The sequence below is a fragment of the Aeromonas sp. ASNIH4 genome (genome assembly GCF_002934425.1).
Taxonomy (GTDB): domain Bacteria; phylum Pseudomonadota; class Gammaproteobacteria; order Enterobacterales; family Aeromonadaceae; genus Aeromonas; species Aeromonas hydrophila.
Map to the genome: position 1 here is coordinate 4,698,835 of NZ_CP026217.1, position 23,666 is coordinate 4,722,500.

General features: G+C 59.4%; 18 protein-coding genes, 1 tRNA gene and 2 rRNA genes (1 of these 21 running past the window's edge). 9 read left to right on the top strand and 12 right to left on the bottom strand.

All coding sequences use genetic code 11. From position 1 onward, the window contains the following. Positions 1–65 precede the first annotated feature (65 nt). Positions 66–782 (bottom strand): ribonuclease PH, encoded by a 717-nt coding sequence (rph, locus tag C2U40_RS22075; RefSeq protein ID WP_024945517.1) that lies wholly within the window; start codon positions 780–782, stop codon positions 66–68. A 416-nt stretch (positions 783–1,198) separates the two neighbouring features. On the opposite strand from rph, the gene C2U40_RS22080 reads away from it, so the two are divergent. Further along, a complete protein-coding gene (locus C2U40_RS22080; RefSeq protein WP_011707879.1) occupies positions 1,199–2,062 on the top strand; it encodes a YicC/YloC family endoribonuclease in 864 nt (287 codons plus the stop codon). A gap of 166 nt (positions 2,063–2,228) precedes the next feature. Then, positions 2,229–3,296, top strand: coding sequence for a glycosyltransferase family 9 protein (locus C2U40_RS22085; protein WP_103827665.1), 1,068 nt, complete (start codon positions 2,229–2,231; stop codon positions 3,294–3,296). Here C2U40_RS22085 and C2U40_RS22090 read toward each other — a convergent pair. The 6 genes from C2U40_RS22090 to rfaD all read right to left on the bottom strand — a co-directional run bounded on the left by C2U40_RS22090 (position 3,232) and on the right by rfaD (position 10,217). Further along, complete coding sequence (locus tag C2U40_RS22090) at positions 3,232–4,344, bottom strand: glycosyltransferase family 9 protein (protein ID WP_103827666.1); 1,113 nt, start codon at positions 4,342–4,344, stop codon at positions 3,232–3,234. The two genes, C2U40_RS22085 and C2U40_RS22090, sit on opposite strands and share 65 nt — an antisense overlap. Before the next feature lie 55 nt (positions 4,345–4,399). After that, entirely contained in the window at positions 4,400–5,428 is a 1,029-nt protein-coding gene (locus C2U40_RS22095) for a glycosyltransferase family 9 protein (protein WP_181014789.1), read from the bottom strand. Between the two features lie 82 nt (positions 5,429–5,510). Further along, complete coding sequence (locus tag C2U40_RS22100) at positions 5,511–6,176, bottom strand: glycosyltransferase family 25 protein (RefSeq protein WP_103827667.1); 666 nt, start codon at positions 6,174–6,176, stop codon at positions 5,511–5,513. Then, positions 6,173–7,387, bottom strand: a complete 1,215-nt coding sequence (locus C2U40_RS22105) for an O-antigen ligase family protein (protein ID WP_103827668.1) — start codon at positions 7,385–7,387, stop codon at positions 6,173–6,175. Before C2U40_RS22105 ends, C2U40_RS22100 begins: the two co-directional genes overlap by 4 nt. Continuing rightward, positions 7,388–9,151, bottom strand: a complete 1,764-nt coding sequence (locus C2U40_RS22110; RefSeq protein ID WP_181014790.1) for a polysaccharide deacetylase family protein — start codon at positions 9,149–9,151, stop codon at positions 7,388–7,390. A 109-nt stretch (positions 9,152–9,260) separates the two neighbouring features. Next, a complete protein-coding gene (gene rfaD, locus C2U40_RS22115) occupies positions 9,261–10,217 on the bottom strand; it encodes an ADP-glyceromanno-heptose 6-epimerase (RefSeq protein ID WP_024945510.1) in 957 nt (318 codons plus the stop codon). Between the two features lie 156 nt (positions 10,218–10,373). On the opposite strand from rfaD, the gene C2U40_RS22120 reads away from it, so the two are divergent. From C2U40_RS22120 to C2U40_RS22140, 5 genes are all read left to right on the top strand, one after another. After that, entirely contained in the window at positions 10,374–11,018 is a 645-nt protein-coding gene (locus C2U40_RS22120) for a TetR/AcrR family transcriptional regulator (protein ID WP_011707886.1), read from the top strand. Positions 11,019–11,133: 115 nt separating this feature from the next. Continuing rightward, positions 11,134–12,324 carry a glycine C-acetyltransferase gene (locus C2U40_RS22125; RefSeq protein WP_043163991.1) on the top strand — a complete coding sequence of 397 codons (1,191 nt, stop codon included), beginning with the start codon at positions 11,134–11,136 and terminating at the stop codon, positions 12,322–12,324. A gap of 56 nt (positions 12,325–12,380) precedes the next feature. Then, a complete protein-coding gene (gene tdh, locus C2U40_RS22130; RefSeq protein WP_103827670.1) occupies positions 12,381–13,409 on the top strand; it encodes an L-threonine 3-dehydrogenase in 1,029 nt (342 codons plus the stop codon). Positions 13,410–13,608: 199 nt separating this feature from the next. Continuing rightward, a complete protein-coding gene (locus tag C2U40_RS22135) occupies positions 13,609–14,064 on the top strand; it encodes a c-type cytochrome (protein ID WP_024945508.1) in 456 nt (151 codons plus the stop codon). An 85-nt stretch (positions 14,065–14,149) separates the two neighbouring features. Beyond that, complete coding sequence (locus tag C2U40_RS22140; RefSeq protein ID WP_103827671.1) at positions 14,150–16,435, top strand: putative bifunctional diguanylate cyclase/phosphodiesterase; 2,286 nt, start codon at positions 14,150–14,152, stop codon at positions 16,433–16,435. Between the two features lie 7 nt (positions 16,436–16,442). Here the strand turns inward: C2U40_RS22140 and rep are convergent, their stop codons facing one another. Continuing rightward, positions 16,443–18,455 carry a DNA helicase Rep gene (gene rep / locus C2U40_RS22145; RefSeq protein WP_016352380.1) on the bottom strand — a complete coding sequence of 671 codons (2,013 nt, stop codon included), beginning with the start codon at positions 18,453–18,455 and terminating at the stop codon, positions 16,443–16,445. 152 nt (positions 18,456–18,607) lie between these two features. Here rep and C2U40_RS22150 point away from each other — a divergent pair, with 152 nt between their 5' ends. Together C2U40_RS22150 and C2U40_RS22155 are read left to right on the top strand one after the other, a co-directional pair. Then, the gene (locus C2U40_RS22150) at positions 18,608–19,828 is read left to right on the top strand and encodes an aminotransferase class V-fold PLP-dependent enzyme (protein WP_103827672.1); all 1,221 of its coding nucleotides are present in this window, start codon (positions 18,608–18,610) and stop codon (positions 19,826–19,828) included. 13 nt (positions 19,829–19,841) lie between these two features. Beyond that, a complete protein-coding gene (locus C2U40_RS22155) occupies positions 19,842–20,279 on the top strand; it encodes a SufE family protein (protein WP_181014791.1) in 438 nt (145 codons plus the stop codon). A 21-nt stretch (positions 20,280–20,300) separates the two neighbouring features. Here C2U40_RS22155 and tcdA read toward each other — a convergent pair whose 3' ends face one another. The 4 genes from tcdA to C2U40_RS22175 all read right to left on the bottom strand — a co-directional run. Then, positions 20,301–21,137: a tRNA cyclic N6-threonylcarbamoyladenosine(37) synthase TcdA gene (tcdA, locus tag C2U40_RS22160; RefSeq protein WP_103827674.1), complete on the bottom strand. Its 837-nt coding sequence runs from the start codon at positions 21,135–21,137 to the stop codon at positions 20,301–20,303. A gap of 147 nt (positions 21,138–21,284) precedes the next feature. Further along, positions 21,285–21,361, bottom strand: a tRNA-Asp gene (locus C2U40_RS22165). Positions 21,362–21,459: 98 nt separating this feature from the next. After that, positions 21,460–21,574 (bottom strand): 5S ribosomal RNA (gene rrf, locus C2U40_RS22170). Positions 21,575–21,652: 78 nt separating this feature from the next. Then, positions 21,653–23,666 (bottom strand): 23S ribosomal RNA (locus C2U40_RS22175) (it continues 875 nt past the right edge of the window).

Below are 23,666 nucleotides of genomic sequence, written 5' to 3' on the forward strand. Positions count from 1 at the left end.
TTGCTTGGCTTGTCGTTTACTTTCGTGGGGTATAAAAAAACGCGGTCAATGCCGCGTTTTTAAAATCAGGAGAGCGACTGCTTCTGCAGCGCAATGATGTCGGCGATGCCGCCCTTGGCGAGCGCCAGCATCTCCAGCAACTCTTCATGGGTGAAGGGTTCGGCCTCCGCGGTGCCCTGCACCTCGATGATGCGACCATCTTCGGTCATCACCACGTTCATGTCGGTCTCGGCGGCGGAGTCTTCGATGTACTCCAGATCGCAGATGGCTTCCCCTTCATACATACCGACGGAGACGGCCGCGATCATCTGCTTGAGCGGGCTCTGCTTGAGCATGCCCTTCTCGACCATCCAGTTCAGCGCATCCACCAGCGCCACGCAGGCACCGGTGATGGCGGCGGTGCGGGTGCCACCGTCGGCCTGCAGCACGTCGCAGTCAACGGTAATGGAGTGTTCGCCCAGCGCAGTCAGGTCTACCGCGGCGCGCAGGGAGCGGGCAATCAGACGGGAGATCTCCAGAGTGCGGCCGCTCTGCTTGCCGGAGGCCGCTTCGCGGTTCATCCGGGAGTGGGTGGAGCGCGGCAGCATGCCGTATTCGGCAGTCACCCAGCCCTGATTCTTCCCTTTCAGGAAGCGCGGCACGCTGGTGTCGACGCTGGCGGTGCAGAGCACGCGGGTGTTGCCGAACTCCACCAGCACGGACCCTTCAGCATGCTTGGTGAAGTGGCGGGTAATGGTGACCGGACGAAGCTGCGCGGCAGTGCGATCGCTGGGACGTGACATGGGACGGACCTCTGGGCTGGCTGAATTGGCGCAGGAGTATAGGGTCTGCTGGCGCTTTGGCGCAAGCCGCGTTGCTGCGACAAATGACGTCAAGCTAGGCGCGGGGCGCGGGCAATGGCCACCACTCCCTTGACAAGCCCTGCAACAACGCATGACGTCATTTGCAGCGCAACCCGTAGGGACGGGCCAGTTTTTTGCGCGTAACGTCGTTACTCGGCGGCTCATGTGAACGACCACACTTCACGCCTCGCGCCTAGTCCCGCACAAAAACTGACCCCGTCGCGGTCGTGACAAAGCACCAGCAGACCCTAAGCCATCCCAGCCCAAATATCAGCCGCTAAAACCACGCTGTCGGCTGACGGAGCAGGCCTGGCTGAGTATACTGGCCCCACACTTCATCAAGCCCGGAACAATCAATGATTCACAGCATGACCGCCTACGCCCGCAAGGAACTCAAGGGCGACTGGGGCACAGCCGTTTGGGAAATTCGTTCGGTCAACCAGCGCTATCTGGAGACCTACATTCGCCTGCCGGAACAACTGCGCAGCCTGGAGCCGGTTCTGCGTGAGCGCTTCCGCGCCAAGCTGCAGCGCGGCAAGGTGGAGTGCAACCTGCGCTTTGAGGCCGCCCAAGCCGCTGCCAGCCAGCTGCACATCAATGAAGAGCTGGCCAAGCTCATCATCGACAGTGCCAACTGGGTGATGAAAGAGGCGGGCCAGGGTCAGCTCAACCCGGTCGACGTGCTGCGCTGGCCGGGCGTGATGGCTGCCGCCGAGCAGGACATGGATGCGGTCGCCACCGAGCTGCTCGGCGGGTTTGACCTGACCATGGAAGATTTCCTTGCCTCCCGCGCCAGCGAAGGGGCCAACCTCAAGGCCCTGATCGAACAGCGTCTGGCCGGCATTCAGGTAGAAGTGAAGAAGGTGCGCGTGCACCTGCCGCAGATCATCGAGTGGCAGCGCCAGAAGCTCACCGACCGGCTGGCCGAAGCCAAGGTCGAGCTGGATCCGGCCCGCATCGAGCAGGAGATCGTGCTGCTGGCCCAGAAGATCGATGTGGCCGAAGAGCTGGATCGCCTGGAGATGCACATCAGCGAGACCAACAAGATCATGAAGAAGGGTGGCGCCTGCGGCCGTCGTCTCGACTTCATGATGCAGGAGTTCAACCGCGAGTCGAACACCCTCGGCTCCAAGTCGATCAACGCCGAGGTGACCCAGTCCGCCGTCGAGCTGAAGGTGCTCATCGAGCAGATGCGCGAGCAAATTCAGAACATCGAGTAATCGATACAAGAAGCCCGTCAACGACGGGCTTCTTTCATTTGACGACGCGCCAGGTTGGCGGCCTGCGCCAGATCGGATTTTCACGTTGCACCGACAGCATCTGACTCACTTGTGCGGTATGCTGTCACGCTGACGATCAACCATGACCTCTGTTGAGGCCTGCCTTATGAAATACCTTGTAGTTCAAACCAAACAGATAGGGGATGTGCTGATCTCCACCGCGCTGTGCAACAACCTCAAGCAGAATGACCCAAGCGGCGAGGTTCACTATCTGGTCATGGATTATTGCGCGGGTATGGCGCAGGGCAATCCCAATATCGCTCGGCTCATCATCATCGAGAAGGCCAGGCGCAATGAGTGGCGCTACATGAAGGATCTGCTGCTGGCCATTCGCCGCGAGCGCTACGACGTGGTGGTCAACAGCCAGGGCCAGATGATCGGCCTGCTCAGCTGCCTCTTCTCCGGCGCCCGCCTGCGCATCGGGTTTGACTCCTTCCCCTGGCGGCTCGGCCACAACCGCATCGTGCGTTTTCGCAAGGACACCGAATTCCAGGGCAACAGCACCCTGGTTGACGATCGCTTCTCGCTGCTCAAGCCGCTCAAGCTGGCCAGCGAGGATCGCAACTACTACCTCTGGCTGAGTGAAGAAGAGAAACAACAAGGAAAGGATGCCCTGCTGGCCGCCGGCGTCGACCTGAGCCGCCCGCTGATCGCCATGGGCGTCAACTCGCTCGGGCACTACAAGCGCTGGCCCATCGACTGCTTTGCCAAGGTCGCCCAGTGGCTGATCGAGCAGCACGACGCCCAGATCCTGATCTACTGCGGGCCGGGGGAAGAGGAGTACAACCGCGGCCTGAAACCGCTGCTGCCCGCCGCCCTGCAAGCCAGCGTCTTCGACCACATCAAGACCCGCTCGGTACGGGAATTGGTGGGGCTATTCGCCCACTGCCGGCTGTTTGTCGGCAATGACACCGGCCCCCGCCACATGGCGCAGGCCATCGACCTGCCCCTGCTGACCATAGTGGCCCCGGGTGGCGACAAGATCATCGCCAACCCGGTCAACCATCCCCGTTATCAGGCCATCGATGTGTTCGATGCCAAGGGACCCGATTTCCAGCTGCCGCAAAACGCGGAAAAGGACTTCATCGACGAAGCCCTGCTGCGCGCCATCACGCCCGAGCTGGTGATTGAGCGGCTGACAGCGCTGCCTGGTTGGCAAGCAGCCACGCCCTGAAGGTACGCTCGAACTCGGCCAGGTCGAGGGAGTTGATATCCTGCTCCCGGGTATTGGTCGAGAACAGCACGGTGGCTGACGGGGAGTTGGGGTGCCACTCCAGGAAGTTCTCGTTGCCGCCCCCTATGTCCGGGTTGTAGAGGCCAAGAATGGGCTTGTGCAGCCCGGCGGCGATGTGCACCGTCGCCGTGTCCACCGAGATCAGCCCCTGACACTGGCGCAGCTGGGCGAACAGCCCGGCCAGCGAGGGCGCATCCGGTGACAGCAGCAGGCGCTCCGGTCGGCTCAAGCCGGCCCGGATCCCGGTCACCTCCTCCTCCATACCCGGCGGATAGAGCAGGCAGATGGCGCAAGAGCCCGCCGCCAGCATCTGCTCAAGCATCTGGCTGATAAGCTCGGGCCGCAGGCGGCGAGAGCTGCCGCTGCCGTACGGGTTGAAACAGAGGACCGGCTCTGCCGGCCACCAGCTGGCCAGCGCATCGGGCGGGCTCATGGTCGGGACTATGTATTGCTGGTCCGGATTACTCACGCCGAGCCGCTGCAACAGCAGGGCGAACTTGTCGGAGAAGTGCATGCCGCTGGAAGCCTTGCCCAGCTTGAGGTTGACCGCCTGCAGGGCATCGTCCATGCCGGCAACCCAATCCGCCCTCACCTGACTGATGAAGTAGATGTCCTTCATTTTTAGCATCTTGCCAAAGTGCACCAGACACTCCACCTCCCCCAGCGAGTGTGCCAGCCGCTTGAGCTGGCCATAACCCGGCCGCTTGGGCACCTCTATCACCTTGTCCATGCCGAAATGATCGCGAAACAGGGGAGCCATGGCAGCAGTCGTGACGATCCACACTTCCCGCTCCGGGCTGGCGCGCTTGATTTCGCGGGCCACCCAGGACGAGACGATCGCATCGCCAAGCTTGGCATCCCAGCGCAGCAACACTATTTTCCCCTTGCGCTCATGCAGCGGGGCCGGCCGCTTGCGATCGAACAGCAGCTGCCCCAGCTTGCGGCGAAGAATGTCACGCTGGAGTTGCAGATCGTTGATTAATGACATGAATCCACCAGAAGGGCCGTTGAGTTGGAAAAAGGATGATAACAGGCTGACGCGACTAGAGCGCCATCAGGGCATCGACCTGGCGGCTGATCTCCGCCGGTGACAGGGCCGCCAGATTGTCCGTGGTCGAGCGCAGGATGATATTGCGACCCGCCAGCGGAATGAACGCATCGCGCCAGCGCTCGTTGTTCATCAACACCAGGGTGGGCACCCCGAAGGAAGAGGAGATATGGATGATGGAGGTATCGGTCGAGATGACCCCTTGCGCATCCTTGATAATCTTGGCGGCATCGAGAATGGTGTCGGGAAACAGCACTCTCATGTCCTGCCTCGGGCACGCCACGGGCTGCCTGGAGAATACCAGGTAGGAGATCCCCTGATAGGTCGGCAACTGGGCCAGGATCTCGTCGATCTGCGCCTCCGTCATCGAGTTGCCAACCTGGCTGCCCGTCAGGTTGACCAGCAGATAGCGGCCATACGCGCTGGTATCGAGCTGCTCATTGCAGGGTGACGGTACTGTGGCCGGCACGCCAGCCGCATCACCTGCCACGCTGAGCATGCGATAGACGAAGTGATCCCGGACTGGGCGTGATGACACTATGGTCGCCTTCTTGTTGAACAGCGGCAGCAACTTCTGCTGCCCGTCGCTCTTGAAGCGCAGGGGCAGCGACTGCAAGCGCCCGTTGGCCAGCAACAGCAACTTGGCCATGGCGATATCGTCGGGCTCGTCAAACAGATTGATCACCAGGTCATACTGCCGTTGCCTGAGTTCACGCAGCTTGCACCACATGCTCGCCGGCCACAGGGTGTCGTTCAGGGTGATCACGTGACACTCATCGATCCCGACGACCGACGCCGCCAGCAGCTGGTTGCGCTGGCTGCACACCAGCTCGAGGCGCGCGGCGGGGTAGATCTCCCTGAGCCGGGCCATGGCGGGCAGGGTGAGAATGAAATCACCGATGGCGTCATAACCGACCACCAGTACCCGCTTCACCTTCGCCCCGGCGGGGCATGGGGCGGCGTCAGGCGCTCTGCCGATCAGCCATCTGGCAATGGAGTGGGTAAGCAACGTCTTGAGATTCATGGGTTATCCAGCATGTATGACCGGCAGCGTCGGCAAGGCTGACAGGGCTGCCAACCAACAGCCGCTGCCGGCACGCCCAGTGCTATTTCAGATAGTGGCCGTAGGCTCTGTCATCGATGGTGGTGGTGAACAGATCTACATCCAGACAGCAGGGCTCCACCCCGGAGGCAGACAGGCCGTTGAGCTGCAAGCGGCCAGTCAGATAGTCGGAGGGCATCCGCAGCGGATAGGCGCACTGCAATAATTTTTTCGCCCCAGCCAGGGTCAGCACATACCCAGCGGTAGAGAGTACCCCTCGTTTGGAGGAGCTACTGGGTGTCAGGTATCTGGCAAGCCGGTAGCCGCCGGGCAGGGATGACAGGAATGGCCAGCGCTTGGCTTTGCCATGATGCAGGAAGACGATCTCGGACTGACAGGCGTGCACTATCGTCTCGATAATCGCCTTGCTGTGCATGTGCAGGTAGATGTCATCCTCGAGCACCACGCAGCGTTCAATACCCTCGGCGACAATGCGCTCATAAACTCGGATATGGCTCATGGCACAGCCAATCTCGCCAAAACTCAGTTCATGGCCACACACTTCTTTGGCCAGCTCCAAATCCACCTTGGCCAGCTCGGCACTGCTCAGCGCCTTCCCGTCGGTTGCATCTACAAACTCGAAATCTATGCCCAGATGCGCCATCTGCTGGACAACCATCGCCCGTCGCTCAATGCTGCGAGCCAAACTGATGACAAAAACCGGAATCATGACGTGCAGGTATCCTTTTTAAACTCATGGGCAAACCAGATGAAAACAAGGCTGAGCGTGTACAGATAGAGCACCCCTTGATGCTCAAACGGCACATCGCTTAGGGAGTTAATAGCAAACGCGAGGGGAACCAGCACACCCGCAGAAACCCTGCTTATATTGTTCGCCGCCAGATAGAGCGGCAGGCCAAGAAAGATCACCAGTGCAATAAATCCCATGCTGCCGCGAACGACCAGATTCTGCATATATTGGTTATGGGAGTGAGCCAGTGACGGATGAAAAATCAGCTGGGAAATCTGATGATTATTCACTTGTTTCTGTTTCAGCTCATCAAACCCATCGGTACCGACCCCAACGACAGGTGAATCCAGAAAACCCAACCAGGCACTCTGCCAGGCAATGACGCGCAAGCCCCATGATGAGTCGTACGAACCTTTTTCTGCCGAGTTGAGATCCGAGACTGCCTCTGCGACCCGAACCTGAACCAGCTGGTTGGTCTGATAAATGGCGCCCGTCGTGGCCGTACACAATATAGCCACCGCGATGTATTTCCACGGTTTGAAGTAGGCCTTGTAACAGATGACGTAGGCAAGAATAACTCCGAAGGCGAGCCAGACCCCCCGGCTCTGGGAGAGATAAAGTGCAAACAGGGCCGCAATCAAGCCAACCAGGCTCCCCCCCCTCAACCATCCAGGCAACCGTTTTTGCTGGAAGACAAACCAGTTGAGGATGACCAGCGTCAGCGCAGCCTGCGAGAAAAGGATCGCGTTGGTAAACCCTTCTACCCTGGCAATGCCGTGCTGGTATTGCCAGATGCCGAGGATTCCCAATCCCATCCCGCCCAGCACGATGGCCAGATAACCCAGCACCAGCAGGCTCAGTTTGCGCGGTATCATCAGCGCAAAGACGACGACATAAAACAGCCCGCGCATGACTCCGTATTGATCACCGTGGATCAACCGGTTGATGAAGATCATGGCGGCATACACCAGCAGCCCCCAGAGAATGCGACGGTCTTTGAGCCCCACATCCCGTTGTTTGCCGACAAAGTAATTCAACAAACCGAAGATGCCGGTCACGGCCAGCAGATTCGATTGAATGCTCTGGCCGAAAGGGGCCAGAAACAGGCCGCAAAAGGAGAACAGGATGGTCAGCGCAAACAGGGCTGTGGTTGTTCTATCGAGCAAGGCAAGGCTTCTGCTGAGCATCAATCAAGACTTCCTGAAGACATAGTTACCCCGGATTTTGCGCCACAGGCCAAAAACATCGGTACGCGGGAAAATGGCAATGCGGCGGATCCGGAAGGGGTCCTGGTGCATGGCTCTGGGCCCGCTGTTGGTGGCAACCGCAAAACGGTAGCCCGCCGCAACCACCTGCTCCTTGGCGTTCTCATCCATATCCCCATAAGGGTAGGCGAACGACAGCAGAGGGTGGCCGAGCAGGGCTTCGAGCTGTCGTTTGTTCTCTTGAATTTCATGAGCTTGCTGCTCGGGTGCAAGCTTGCTCAACCTGGGGTGGGTCAGGGTATGCCCGCCGATCTCCACATGACCGGAGGCCGTCAGCGCCTTGAGCTGCTCGCCATTCATCAGGTCCACCCGGGTGTCGGGGTTGCTCGCCTGCTCCACATCCCAGCGGTTATAACCTTCTCCCGTGACCACGTATACCACGGCTTTGTAACCATATTTTTCCAGCAGCGGCAGCATGCGGGTCAGGTTGTCCTGATAGCCGTCGTCGGCGGTGATCATCAGGTATTTCTTGCCATACTGCAGCCGGTGAATGAAGCCCTTGTCCGCCAGGTCGCGGAACGTCAGGGTTTCATAACCCAACCACTTCAGCAGACGCAGATGCTTCTCGAACATGGCGATCGGCATCCAGGTGCCGTGCACTCCCTTCTCGCTGTCATGCTCGATGAAACGGTGGTACATGATGACCGGCATCTCGCGGCGCAGGGTCTCGACCACCGCATCCTGATAGATGGACTCCAAGCCGGAGACGACTCCCGCCAAGCCATACTCGACCTGAATGCGCTGACGGACAGCATCAGAGACGGTGCCACTGGCCAGCGCCGGGGCAATCTGCGCCTTCAGTGCGGCAAAATCGATCGCCAGGTCCTGGGGGCCGATATCGCCGAAGTTGCTGGCCAGCGCCTCATCCAGATTGTGCCCGGTCACCAGCCCGATGGCCTTGGCCTCACCGATGGCAAAGGCGGGACGACCACACAGCAGGGCCTCCATCGCTACCCGACCGGCACCGATCACCAGATCGCATTGCGCCATCAGCGCAGGGACATCCTCCACGTAGCCGACGAAATCGACCCGCTCCTGAAAACGCTGGAAACGCGCCGGCAGCTGGCTGCCGCTCACCACCTTCACCTGGCAGGTGTCCAGATCCAGCACCTCATCCAGTAACCGATAGCAGAGCTCACCCTTGGGGCCGCTCAGCCGGCCTACGATGGCGATCACCGGCCTGGCATTGGTCGGGGCAGGCACAGGCTGGAACTTGTCGGTTTCGATGCCGTTGCGCAGCACCTGCACGATAGCCGGGTCAACGCCAAGGTTGTCGATGATCTGGTGGGCGATATCCTCGCAAACGGCAACCGCCCTGAACCCAAGGGCATGGAAGGCCTTGCGGGAGGCATGCACCGGCTGGCGGCCGTGCACCGTGGTGATCATCGGGGTGCCGGTCAGCTTGCAGGCCACATAGCTGCTCCAGCCGGAGGCTCGCGAGTGAGCATGCACCAGCTGGATATGATGCTTCTTGATCAGATAGATAAGGTAGAAGACGTGCCAGAAGCGGCGCAGAATGCTGCGCTTGTTGAATCGCAGCTTGAACACCTCACCCAGAGTGGGCTTGGTCAGGGTGTCCGAGACATAGAAAACCTGGTGGCCACGCCGGGTCAGTTCGTTACCGACCGTGGTGGCATAGACCTCAGCGCCCGTCACTTCGAGCTGGGAGAGTGCCATCAATATGTTCATTGCGTGGTTACCCGGTAGAAACTGAGAAAAACCGTGGCAAACAACAGAGCCGGAAGCAGGTATGGCCTGCTTCCGGCTTGTCTGCACATGGCGGTGTAAAGCTCACCCGTTAGCGGTTGAGCCACGCCATATAATCCGCGACCCCTTCGGCCACGGTTTTGAACTCGGCGTCATAACCGACGCCGCGCAGCTTGGTCATGTCTGCCTGAGTGAAGCTCTGATAGCGACCTTTGAGGTGATCCGGGAAGGGAATGTACTCGATGGCGCCCTTCTGATGATGCTTGATCACCGCTTCGGCCACGTTCTGGAACGGTTCGGCCCGGCCGGTACCGCAGTTGAAGATGCCGGAGTGCTGCGGATTCTGCCAGAACCAGAGGTTCACCTTGCAGACGTCATCCACATAGATGAAATCGCGCATCTGACCGCCGTTGGGGAAACCGTCGCAGCCTTCGAACAGCTTGGGATTCTCGCCCTTCTTCACCTGGGTGTTGAGGTGGAAGGCAACCGAGGCCATGGAGCCCTTGTGCTGCTCGCGCGGGCCATAGACGTTGAAGTACTTGAGACCAACGACCTGGGAGTTGATCTCCGGCATCCAGCGACGCACGTACTGGTCGAACAGCTGCTTGGAGTAGCCGTAGACGTTGAGCGGCTGCTCGAACTTCGGATCTTCGATGAAGTTGTCGTTGCGCCCGCCGTAGGTTGCAGCAGAAGAGGCGTAGATGAACGGAATTTCCCGCTCGATGCAGTAGTGGAACAGATCCTTGGAGTACTCGTAGTTGACCTCCATGATGAACTTGCCGTTCCACTCGGTGGTGGCGGAGCAGGCACCCTCGTGGAAGATCACCTCGATGCCGCCATCCCACTCTTCAAATTCGTCGCCGGAGACGATCCGCGCCTGGAACTCATCCTTATCCATGTAATCGGCAATGGTCAGATCGACCAGATTGACGAACTTGGTGCCGTCGGTCAGGTCATCGATGACCACCACATCGGTCCGTCCTTGAGCGTTCAGCTGCTTGACCAGATTGCTGCCGATAAAGCCAGCACCGCCAGTTACTACGATCATGGAGTTTGCCTCGCGTACGTTGATGGCCACGTGTGACTGCCTGTTAAAGCTGTGTATAGTGAGCCAATTTGAAATTGCCGAAAAGTTTATCACGGGCCGCAAGGGGATTCGACCTTGACGATTTCACCGGCCAGGGGCCCGGCAGAGGGAACAGCGATGAAAACCAGAGACAGGATCATTCACAGCGCCACCGAGCTGTTCAACGATCAGGGTGAGCGCAACATCACCACCAACCACATTGCCGCCCATCTGGGCATCAGCCCGGGCAACCTCTATTACCACTTCCGCAATAAAGAAGACATCATCCACTCCATCTTCGACCAGTACGCCCGCCACCTGAGCGAGAGCTTCACCCCGGCGCGCAGCGACGAGATCAAGCTGGAAAACCTGATGGGCTATCTGGATGCCATCTTCTATCTGATGTGGCAGTTCCGCTTCTTCTACGCCAATTTGCCGGACATCCTCAGCCGCGATGAGCCGCTGCAGCAAAAATACCTCAAGGCCCAGGAGCAGTTGCGCGCTGCCGTGGTGGCCCTGCTCAGAAGCCTGCGCGAGGGCGGCATCATAAATGTCAGCGACGAGGATCTGCCGGATCTGGGCCAGACCATCAAGATGGTGGTCACCTGCTGGATCCCGTTCCAGATTGCCCAGGCCCCCAACACCCGCATCACCAAGCCGCTGCTCTATCAGGGGGTCTTGCGGGTGCTGTTCCTGCTGCGCCCCTATGTGCAGCCCCAGGTGGCCGACCAGATCCGCCAGTTGGAACAGCACTATCGTCAACTGGCCCAACCAGCCGGGTGAGATCTGTTTCACAATTGTTGAATGTCAGCACAATCATTTGAATTCACCGCAACAGATTGCAGTAAAATACTGCCCATTGTTGATAATCAGCTGAAATAGCCAATAAGGATCGAGGATGTCTAACGGATTCTATCGTCACCTGACCGAGCAGCTTGAGCAGGTGCAGGCTGAAGGGTTGTACAAGCAGGAGCGCGTCATCACCTCGGCCCAGCAGGCCCGGATTGCGGTGGGCGGCGAGCAGGTGCTGAACTTCTGTGCCAACAACTATCTGGGGCTGGCCAACCACCCGGACCTGATCGCAGCGGCTCATCAGGGGCTGGACAGCCACGGCTTCGGCATGGCCTCGGTCCGTTTCATCTGCGGCACCCAGGATCAGCACAAGGAGCTGGAGCAGAAACTGTCGGGTTTCCTCGGCACCGAAGACACCATCCTCTACTCCTCCTGCTTCGATGCCAATGGCGGTCTGTTCGAAACCCTGTTCGGTGCCGAAGACGCCATCATCTCCGATGCTCTCAACCACGCCTCCATCATCGACGGGGTCCGGCTGTGCAAGGCCAAGCGCTATCGCTACGCCAACAACGACATGGCCGAGCTGGAAGCCCAGCTCAAGCAGGCTGACGCCGACGGCGCCCGCTTCAAGCTGATCGCCACCGACGGCGTCTTCTCCATGGATGGCGTCATTGCCGACCTCAAATCCATCTGCGATCTGGCCGACAAATACGACGCCCTGGTGATGGTGGACGACTCCCACGCCGTCGGCTTCATCGGCGAGAACGGCCGCGGCACCCACGAATACTGTGGCGTGATGGACAGGGTCGACATCATCACCGGCACCCTGGGCAAGGCGCTTGGCGGCGCCTCCGGTGGCTACACCTCCGGCAAGAAGGAGGTGATCGACTGGTTGCGCCAGCGCTCCCGCCCCTATCTCTTCTCCAACTCGCTGGCCCCCTCCATCGTCGCCGCCACCATCAAGGTGATCGACATGCTGGCCGAAGGGCATGCGCTGCGCTCCAGCCTCAAGGAGAACAGCCAATACTTCCGCGAGCGGATGAGCGCCGCCGGCTTCACCCTGGCCGGGGCCGATCACGCCATCATTCCGGTGATGCTGGGTGACGCCAAACTGGCCGCCGAGATGGCAAGCCGCATGCTGGCCGCCGGCATCTACGTGGTGGGCTTCTCCTTCCCTGTGGTGCCCAAGGGCCAGGCTCGCATCCGCACCCAGATGTCCGCCGCCCACACCCGTGAGCAACTGGACAAGGCCATCGATGCCTTCATTCGCATCGGCCGCGAACTCGACATCATCTGATTTGAATCAAGGGGCCTGGCGCCCCTTCTTTCTGCATTCATCGTGAAGGAACAACCATGAAAGCGCTCTCCAAACTACACAAAGAAGTCGGCATCTGGATGACGGACGTACCGGCCCCCGAACTCGGCCACAACGACCTGCTGATCAAGATCCGCAAGACCGCCATCTGTGGCACCGACATCCATATCTACAACTGGGACGAATGGTCACAGAAGACCATCCCGGTGCCCATGGTGGTAGGCCACGAATACGTCGGGGAAGTGGTCGCCATCGGCCAGGAAGTACGCGGCTTCGCGGTCGGAGACCGGGTATCCGGTGAGGGCCACATCACCTGTGGTCACTGCCGCAACTGCCGTGCCGGCCGCACCCACCTGTGCCGCAACACCATAGGCGTCGGCGTCAACCGCCCTGGCGCCTTCGCCGAGTATCTGGTGATCCCGGCCTTCAACGCCTTCAAGCTGCCGGACAACGTCCCCGATGAACTGGCCGCCATCTTCGATCCGTTCGGCAATGCGGTGCACACCGCACTCTCCTTCGACCTGGTCGGTGAAGACGTGCTGATCACCGGCGCCGGCCCCATCGGCATCATGGCCGCCGCCGTCTGCCGCCACGTGGGTGCCCGCCACGTGGTGATCACCGACGTCAACGAATACCGGCTCGAGCTGGCCCGCAAGATGGGCGCCACCCGCGCCGTCAACGTGGCCAAGGAGCGGCTCAGCGACGTGATGAGTGAACTCGGCATGACCGAAGGGTTCGATGTGGGGCTGGAGATGTCCGGCATGCCCAGCGCCTTCCAGGACATGATCGACAAGATGAACCACGGCGGCAAAATCGCCATGCTCGGCATCCCCCCCGCTACCATGGCCATCGACTGGGGCAAGGTGATCTTCAAAGGACTGTTTATCAAAGGGATCTACGGTCGTGAGATGTTCGAGACCTGGTACAAGATGGCCAGCCTGATCCAGTCCGGGCTGGATCTCTCCCCCATCATCACCCACCGCTTCCACATCGACGACTTCCAGCAAGGGTTCGATGCCATGCGCTCAGGCCAGTCCGGCAAGGTGATCCTCAGCTGGGATAAATAAGCCTTTCGGCCCGCCATGAGATGAAACCCGGTGAAAACCGGGTTTCTTTTTTTCGGGCCAGCCTCGCCAGTTTGTGATCTGACGAAGAAACTTTGCACGCAGAGTGCTTAACACTTCACACACAAGCGTTTAAATGGCTGTAACTATTCGGTTATAATCCAGTCGTTTTCTAGGGATAATAAAAGCCTGCTGGGAGTACATGAGCGTGTTGAAAAAACTGAGCTATTTGCTGGCGGTCGGGATGACGGCCGCCAGTTTGTCCGGCGTGGTGCTTGCTGCCGATGATATGTCACCGGAGGCAATTGCCGAGCGGATCAAGCCTGTCGGTCAAGTCTATACCGCCAAGGATCTGGAAGGGATTGCGACCGCAGGCGCAGCCCCTGCGGCGGCAGCGGCATCTGGTCCGCGCGACGGCGAAGCCGTGTTCAAGGGCGCCTGCTTCGCCTGCCACGATGCCGGCATCGCCGGTGCACCCAAGCGTGGCGACAAGGCTGCCTGGGAACCGCGTATTGCCCAAGGCATTGAAACACTTAAGAAACACGCCATTGCCGGCTTCGCAGGCAAGACCGGTGTGATGCCGCCACGAGGAACTTGCGCCACCTGTAGCGATGAAGAGATCGAAAACGCCATTCACTACATGATCGACAAGCTCTAAGTGTTTGAAAGGGCCGCATTTGCGGCCCTTTCAATCTGATTACTTCCGGCTACTCTTTGTAGGGTAGGCAAACCGGGAGTTACTCATGTCAGCGCAACCAATAGCACCCCATTACTCGACTCCCTTGCTGGCGTTGGTCTCCGCTATTATGGATTTCCCCGCCCCCTCCGCCGCCACTTCCAAAGATTACGACACCCTGATCCAGCAGTTGAACCAGCTCTGCCCGCTGCAGCATTTCGGCATGCTCGGCTTGTCGGAAGCCGGCTTGCAGTGGGTATGCGAATACCAGATCTCCGACAGCTTCAAGTTGCAACTGGGGCTGGAAGAGTCGCGCATCACCGATCAACTGACCCAGCTCGATGAAGCCGATGGCTGGTGCTCGCTGCCGGTCGAGCATGGTCAGGTCCAGTGGCTGCTGGCCTGCTGCCAGCCCAAGGAGCTGCCAACCCTGCGCCTGTTGCTGGAGTGCCTGGCCAAGCGATTGCACGAGACCCAGGCAGGCTCCCAGCTGTCGGAGCTGGCCTCACCGCTGATCCGCAAAGACCCTGACTGGCAGAAGAAGATCGAGAGCATCAACCGCATCATCCGGCTGGCCAACACCCTACCCAGTCAGGCGCTGTTTTCCCAGCTCGAGGCAGTACTGCGCCAGATGCTGGCCATTCAGGACATGCTGCTGGTGCGTATCGACAGCCACCGGCTCGAGAAGATCTATCCGGAGCAGCCTCCCCACAGCGACGAGTTCATCACCGGGTTGTGCCACAGCACCAACAACATGGAACAGCACAAGGAGCAGCTCTACTGGTACAGCCAACCGCTGCGTCTGCAGCAGCAGTACTTCGCCCACTTTCTCATCAGCCTACAGCATCCGCTGGAAACTGATGACCGGCTGTTTCTCGACTTCCTGCGCAGCCAGCTCACCCTGCTGCTGGAGCTGAGGCGGATCCGCCAGCAGCTGCACGACATCAACTCGGAAGATTCCATCAACCAGCGCCTGCAGCAGTTGCGTCAGACCAACCTCCGGCTGCAAAAGCAGCTCAAGCAGCATCAGGAACTGGAACGGCGGCTGCAGTTCGACGCCCTGCACGATCCGCTGACCCAGCTGCCCAACCGGGCCTTGCTGATGAATCACCTCAACCATGCCATGACCCACTTTCACCGCTACAAGTCGCCCGGGTTTTCGCTGATCTTCATCGATGTGGATCACTTCAAGCAGGTCAACGACACCCTGGGCCACAGCGCCGGTGACCAGCTGCTCAAGGAGATGAGCCGCCGCCTGCAGACCTGCATTCGGCAAAACGACATGGTGGCCAGGTTGGGCGGGGATGAATTCGTCATCTATCTGGACAACAGCAAGACCGAGGAGGATGTCAGCCCAGTTCTCAACCGCATCATCAGCCGCCTCTCCTACCCTTTTCGACTGATGGGCAACGAGCTGGGCATCACGGTCAGTTTGGGGGTGGCCAGCGTATCGGAACAGACCTCCGACATCAGCCAGCTGCTCCATCAGGCCGACTTGGCCATGTACCAGGCCAAACGCAACGGCCGCAGTCGCATCGTCAGCTATTCGGAAGAGTGCTCGGTCCAGACCTGGGCCTCGCCGGAAGAGATGCTGGCAAGAGCGCTGCGCGAAGGGCGCATCGTCCCCTATTTTCAGCCGGTGATCCGGCTCAAGGACAGCCGGCTGACCGGGCTGGAGGTGATGGCCCGCTGGATCACCGAAGAGGGGGTACTCAAGGATGCGTTCGACTTTATCCCGCTGGCGGAGCAGTGCGGTCTGATTCAGGAGCTGGACTACCAGATCCTGAGCCACACCTGCCAACAATTGAAGGAGTGGCTGCCGCTGTCAGGCCAGAGCAAGTTCAAGGTGGCCATTAACTTGTCCGGCAAGCATCTGGTCAGCCATGAGCAGATCATGAAGTTGGTTGAAATCATCGAATCCGAGGGGATAGCCCCCGGCTATCTGATCTTCGAGTTCAACGAGCGGGAGCTGTCACGGCAGGATTCCGATGCCCTCACCTCTTTGCACGAACTGAGAGCCAAGGGTATCCAGATCAGTCTGGATGACTTTGGGACCGGGTTTTCGTCCCTCAACGCCCTGTTTCACTTCCCGGTGGACTACATCAAGGTGGATGACAGCTTCACCCATCGCATGCTGCAGTCACCCAAGGATCTCGCCCTCATTCGTGCCATGCGCGACATCTGCCAGGATCTGGACTTCACTCTGGTGGTGGAAGGCATCGAAAACCAGCAGCAGTTGCAGAAACTGATCGATCTAGGCTGTCTGATGGGCCAGGGGCGTTATATCTCGCCCCCCATGCCCGGAGCCGATATCACTCCTCTGCTCACCCAGACCAAGAGCGAGCACGGCTAACCGCCACTCAATCCTTCTTGAAAAGCGCTCTCAGGTTGGCGACCCCAACCTGCCCCTTCTGCTGACGCTCCTCGGCCGTCACCTTCTTCTGGTTTTCCCACTCCAGATCATCCTGCGGCAACTCCAGCAGGAAGCGGCTCGGCTCCGGCCGCACCGACTCGCCGTACTGGCGCCGCTCCTTGCAGAGGGTAAAAGTCAGTTCGGTCTGGGCCCGGGTGATGCCCACATAGGCTAGGCGCCGCTCCTCCTCCACGTTGTCTTCATCGATGCTGGTCTGATGGGGCAGCAAGCCCTCCTCCATGCCCACCATATAGACATAGGGAAACTCCAGCCCCTTGGAGGCGTGCAAGGTCATCAGCTGCACCTGGTCAGCCTCGTCCTCGCCCTCGTTGCGCTCCATCATGTCACGCAGGGTGAGCCGGGTAACCACCTGAGCCAGGGTCATCGCTTCCTCCAGCTCATCCCCTTCCAGCATCTCGGTGATCCAGCGGTAAAGGGTGGAGACGTTTTGCATCCGCATCTCTGCCGCCTTCGGGCTGGGAGAGGTCTCATAGAGCCACTCTTCGTAGTGGATCTCCTTGATCATGTCCCGCACCGCCTCCACCGGATTGCCGCGCAGTGCCTGATCGCCGAGCCGCACCAGCCAGTTGGTAAAGGCTTGCAGGGCGGATAGACCACGTCCGGAGAGGTGTTGCTCCAGCCCCAGCTCGAAGCTGGCGGCAAACAGGCTCTTGCCGCGCTGGTTGGCATACTGGCCCAGTTTTTCGAGGGTGGTGGGGCCTATCTCGCGGCGCGGCAGGTTGACCACCCGCAGGAAGGCAGTGTCCTCGTCCGGGTTCACCAGCAGCTTGAGGTAGGCCATGATGTCCTTGATCTCGGTGCGGGAGAAAAACGAGGTGCCACCCGAGATACGGTAGGGAATGCGGTTGGTCATCAGCGCCTTCTCGAAGATACGCGACTGATGGTTGCCCCGATAGAGGATGGCGTAATCCTTGAACCGGGTGCGGTTCATGAACTTGTGGCCCATCAGCTCGGCGGCAATACGCTCCGCCTCGTGCTCCTCATTCTTGGCAAACAGCACCTTGAGCTTCACCCCTTCATCGAGCTCGGAGAAGAGCGCCTTGTCATAGACATGGGGGTTGTTGGCGATCAGGATGTTGGCGCACTTGAGGATGCGTTTCTTGGAACGGTAGTTCTGCTCCAGCTTGATGAGCTTGAGGCTGGGAAAATCCTCGTTCAGCAGCACCAGATTCTGAGGCTTGGCACCGCGCCAGGAGTAGATGGACTGGTCGTCGTCCCCCACCACAGTAAAACGGGCCCGCTCGCCGACAATCTGCTTCACCAGCTCGTACTGGCTGGTGTTGGTGTCCTGATATTCGTCGACCAGCAGATAACGGATCTTGTTCTGCCAGCGGGTGCGTACCTCCTCGTTGCTCTTGAGCAACAGGGTCGGCATCACGATGAGATCGTCAAAATCCAGCGCGTTGTAGGCCACCATCTGGCGGTGATAGCGCTCATAGAGCTGGGCCAACAACACTTCCTCCGGGCCGCGGGCGATGCGCATGGCGCGAGCCGGCAGGATGAGGTCGTTCTTCCAGTTGGATATCTGGCTGATGAGGGCCGAGAGCTTGTCCTTGTCGTTGTCGAGCTCCGCCTCGGTCAGCTCTTTCAGCAGCGCAAGCTGGTCGGTATCGTCGAACAGGGAGAAGTTGGCCTTGAGGTTCAGGCTCTTGTGCTCGCGGCGGATGATCTCGAGCCCCAGGGTGTGGAAGGTGGAGACCATCAGCCCCCGCGCCTCCTTGCGACCCAGGGTCTGGCCGACCCGCTCCTTCATCTCTCGTGCAGCCTTGTTGGTGAAGGTCACGGCGGCGATGTTGCGCGCGTTGTAGCCGCACTGCTGTACCAGATAGGCAATCTTGTTGGTGATGACGCGGGTCTTGCCCGATCCGGCACCCGCCAGCACCAGGCAAGGGCCGGAGACAAACTTGACCGCTTCGTTCTGATTGGGGTTGAGCTTCATGGGCCGGATCTCTTGGCTTATGATGAGGGGCGGCATTGTAACAGAGATCCCGCAGGCAGCCGAAACCGCAGGCAATATCCCGCCACTGCGCCTTGTGTTTGGTCGCCATTTTCCGGATCATGGCCGACTTTTCCAGATGATATGAGGGGAGCATGAACCAGCAACAGCACGCTCGGCTGCGCAGCCAGTTTCCGGCCTTGGCACAAGAGGTCAACGGCCACCCTCTGGTCTATCTGGATAACGCCGCCACTACCCAGAAACCCCAGGTGGTGCTGGACGCCATCGCGCACTACTATCGGGCCGACAACGCCAACGTGCACCGCGCCGCCCATGCCCTCAGCGGCCGCGCCACCCGAGCCTTCGAGGCCGCCCGCGAGACGGTTGCCCGCTTTATCAATGCGCCTCACAGTCGCGAGGTAATCTGGACCCGTGGTACTACTGAGGCGATCAATCTGGTGGCCCAGAGCTGGGGCATGAGCGCGCTTCAGACGGGGGACGAGATAGTGCTCAGCACCCTGGAGCACCACGCCAACATTGTCCCCTGGCAGCTGGTCGCCCAGCGTACCGGTGCCGTGATCCGGGTCATCCCCCTCGATGAGCGGGGCGATCTCGATCTGGCGGCCTATCACGCTATGCTGGGGCCACGCACCCGGCTGGTGAGCGTGGCCCACGTCTCCAATGCCCTGGGCACCGTCAATCCGGTCAAAGAGATGGTGGCCGCCGCCAAGGCGGTCGGCGCTCGGACCCTGATCGACGGCGCCCAGGCGGTGGCCCATCTAGAGGTGGATGTGCAAGCCATCGGCTGCGACTTCTACGCCTTCTCCGGCCACAAGCTCTATGGCCCGACCGGGATCGGCGTGCTGTGGGGCCGCACCGAACTGCTGGAACGGATGCCACCCTGGCAAGCGGGGGGGGAGATGATCGACAGAGTCAGCTTCGCCGGCACCACCTTCAACTCCCTGCCCTTCAAGTTTGAAGCCGGCACCCCTCATATTGCCGGCGCCATTGGCCTCGCCGCTACCATCGACTTTGTGATGGAGCAGGACAGGGACTCACTGGCCAGCCATGAAGCGGCGCTGACAGACTATCTGGTTGCCGGACTGCAACATGTGCCGGGGCTGCGTCTGGTCGGCGAACCTCGCCAGCGCGCCGGCGCCGTCTCCTTCCTGCTGGAGGATATCCACCCACAGGATGCCGCCACCCTGCTCGACATGCAGGGGATCGCGCTGCGGGTCGGCCATCACTGCGCCATGCCGCTGATGGAATCGCTCGGTATTGGCGGCACCCTGCGCGCCTCGCTGGCCTGCTACAACAATCGGGACGATGTCGACGCCCTGCTGGCCGCCCTGCACAAACTCAGTGACTTCTTCTAAGGCAGACAATCCAATGAACAGCCTCGCAACCTATACCCGGATAGGCGTTGAGCCCGACGCAAATAGTATCCGTCAGCAGTTTGCCGCAGCCCACGGCTGGGAAAACCAGTACCGGCTCATCATCCAGCTCGGCAAACAGCTGCCTGCACTGCCCGGTGAATGGCAGCAGGAGGCATTTCTCCTCAAGGGATGTGAAAGCCAGGCCTGGCTGAAGGGGGAGAAAGGCGAGGATGGTAACTGGCACTTTGCCTGCGATTCCGATGCCCGCATCGTGCGGGGCCTTATCGTCATCGTGCTAGCGGCGCTCAACCACCAACCCGCAGCGGCCATCCAGTCCTTCGACATGGAGGGCTATTTCACCGAACTGGGACTTGAGAAACACTTGAGCCCGTCGCGAGGCAACGGGCTCAGAGCTATCGTGTTGGCGATCCGGGAACAGGCGGCAGTCTAACCCGCCTTGTTCAGTGGTCGATTAGGCTTCGTTAATCGACCCTGTGTCTTCATTCCCGGCCTCTTTCTCGGCACGGGCTCCCCGTTCGGCAATCTTCTTCAATACCCGGGACGCGGCAACCAAGCCAAAGGTAGCCGTCACCGGCGTCACGGCGCCGAAGCCGGAGGCACAATCCATCTTCATATTGCCGTCGCTGGCCGCCTTGGCCTGGCAGGTGCCGCCATTGCCATCCGGATAACTCAGCTGCTCGGTTGAGAAGACACACTCCACCCCGAATTTGCGCGCCGGATTCTTGCTAAAGTTGTGCAGCCGGCGCAGGTCGGAACGCACCTTGGCGGCCAGCGGATCCTGAATGGTCTTGGCCAGATCGGCCACGGTGATCTGGGTCGGGTCCATCTGCCCGCCGGCACCACCCGCCACGATCACCGGGATCTTGTTGCGCTTGCAGAAAGCAATCAGCGCCACCTTGGCCTTGATCGAGTCGATGGCATCCACTACATAGTCAAACTCCCGCTTGATATGCTCAGCTAGGTTGTCGGCGGTGACGAAATCGTCCACCTCGATCACCTCGCAATCCGGATTGATGGCACGGATGCGCTCGGCCATCACCTCCGTCTTGAGACGGCCGACCGTCCCCTGCATGGCATGGATCTGGCGATTGGTGTTGGTGATACAGATGTCGTCCATGTCGATCAGGGTGATCTGGTTGATGCCGGCCCGAGCCAGCGCCTCGGCCGCCCAGGAACCGACGCCACCTATCCCGACCACACAGATTTTCGCCTGGCTGAAGGAGCGCAGCGCACTCTGACCATAAAGACGGGCAATGCCCCCGAATCGCTGTAGATACTCTGCTTTCATACCACCACCTTGCTTGAGGGCGGCCATTATAGCGGCAACCTCTCTCAGGGGCGATGACCGGATGATGGCGGTGTTGATGTGAGGGAAAATGAGTGCGGTGTCGGAAACGAAAAAAAGCCCAGTCGTTAGACTGGGCTTCTTAAGTAGTGGCGGAGCGGACGGGACTCGAACCCGCGACCCCCGGCGTGACAGGCCGGTATTCTAACCGACTGAACTACCGCTCCGCTGTCTGGTTAGCTTTTTGCTAAATTGTTTGCCGCTTCAATGAGGTGTCATCCTCGCAGCCGGCTATGTGATTCGTCACATCACCGTTTAATTGGGTGCCTGGCAGTGTCCTACTCTCGCATGGCGAATGCCACACTACCATCGGCGCTACCGCGTTTCACTTCTGAGTTCGGCATGGGTTCAGGTGGTTCCACGGCGCTATGGCCGCCAGGCAAATTCTTCAATCTGTGAAAGCTGACATAAGTAGTTTCGTATTTGTCACAAGGCCAGAAACACTTCTTGGGTGTTGTATGGTTAAGCCTCACGGGTAATTAGTATGGGTTAGCTCAACACGTCGCCGCGCTTACACACCCCACCTATCAACGTTGTGGTCTCCAACGGCCCTTTAGGACCCTCAAGGGGTCAGGGATGACTCATCTCAGGGCTCGCTTCCCGCTTAGATGCTTTCAGCGGTTATCGATTCCGAACTTAGCTACCGGGCAGTGCCACTGGCGTGACAACCCGAACACCAGAGGTTCGTTCACTCCGGTCCTCTCGTACTAGGAGCAACTCCCTTCAATCATCCAACGCCCACGGCAGATAGGGACCGAACTGTCTCACGACGTTCTGAACCCAGCTCGCGTACCACTTTAAATGGCGAACAGCCATACCCTTGGGACCGACTTCAGCCCCAGGATGTGATGAGCCGACATCGAGGTGCCAAACACCGCCGTCGATATGAACTCTTGGGCGGTATCAGCCTGTTATCCCCGGAGTACCTTTTATCCGTTGAGCGATGGCCCTTCCATTCAGAACCACCGGATCACTATGACCTACTTTCGTACCTGCTCGACCTGTCCGTCTCGCAGTTAAGCTGGCTTATGCCATTGCACTAACCTCCTGATGTCCGACCAGGATTAGCCAACCTTCGTGCTCCTCCGTTACTCTTTGGGAGGAGACCGCCCCAGTCAAACTACCCACCAGGCACTGTCCGCGACCCAGATTCATGGGCCTGCGTTAGAACATCAAACATACAAGGGTGGTATTTCAAGGACGGCTCCAGCGCAACTGGCGTCACGCCTTCAAAGCCTCCCACCTATCCTACACATGTAGGTTCAATGTTCAGTGCCAAGCTGTAGTAAAGGTTCACGGGGTCTTTCCGTCTAGCCGCGGGTACACCGCATCTTCACGGCGAATTCGATTTCACTGAGTCTCGGGTGGAGACAGCATGGCCATGGTTACACCATTCGTGCAGGTCGGAACTTACCCGACAAGGAATTTCGCTACCTTAGGACCGTTATAGTTACGGCCGCCGTTTACCGGGGCTTCGATCAAGAGCTTCGCTTGCGCTAACCCCATCAATTAACCTTCCGGCACCGGGCAGGTGTCACACCCTATACGTCCACTTTCGTGTTTGCAGAGTGCTGTGTTTTTGATAAACAGTCCCAGCCATCTGGTCACTGCGACTCCCAACTGCTCCATCCGCAAGGGACTTCACTGTCAAGAGCGAACCTTCTCCCGAAGTTACGGTTCTATTTTGCCTAGTTCCTTCACCCGAGTTCTCTCAAGCGCCTTGGTATTCTCTACCCGACCACCTGTGTCGGTTTGGGGTACGATGACTTGTAATCTGAAGCTTAGAGGCTTTTCCTGGAAGCAGGGCATCAATGGCTTCCGCACCGTAGTGCGTTCGTCTCGTGTCTCAGTGTTGTGTCTCCGGATTTGCCTAGAAACACCACCTACGCACTTTCACCAGGACAACCGTCGCCTGGCCCACCTAGCCTTCTCCGTCCCCCCATCGCAATTACAAGTCGTGCAGGAATATTAACCTGCTTCCCATCGACTACGCCTTTCGGCCTCGCCTTAGGGGTCGACTCACCCTGCCCCGATTAACGTTGGACAGGAACCCTTGGTCTTCCGGCGAGGAGGCTTTTCACCCCCTTTATCGTTACTTACGTCAGCATTCGCACTTCTGATATCTCCAGCATGCCTCTCGACACACCTTCGCAGACTTACAGAACGCTCCCCTACCACTTGCACTAAGTGCAAATCCGCGGCTTCGGTGCCTGGTTTGAGCCCCGTTACATCTTCCGCGCAGGCCGACTCGACTAGTGAGCTATTACGCTTTCTTTAAATGATGGCTGCTTCTAAGCCAACATCCTAGCTGTCTGAGCCTTCCCACATCGTTTCCCACTTAACCAGAACTTTGGGACCTTAGCCGGCGGTCTGGGTTGTTTCCCTCTTCACGACGGACGTTAGCACCCGCCGTGTGTCTCCCGGATATTACTTACTGGTATTCGGAGTTTGCATGGGGTTGGTAAGTCGGGA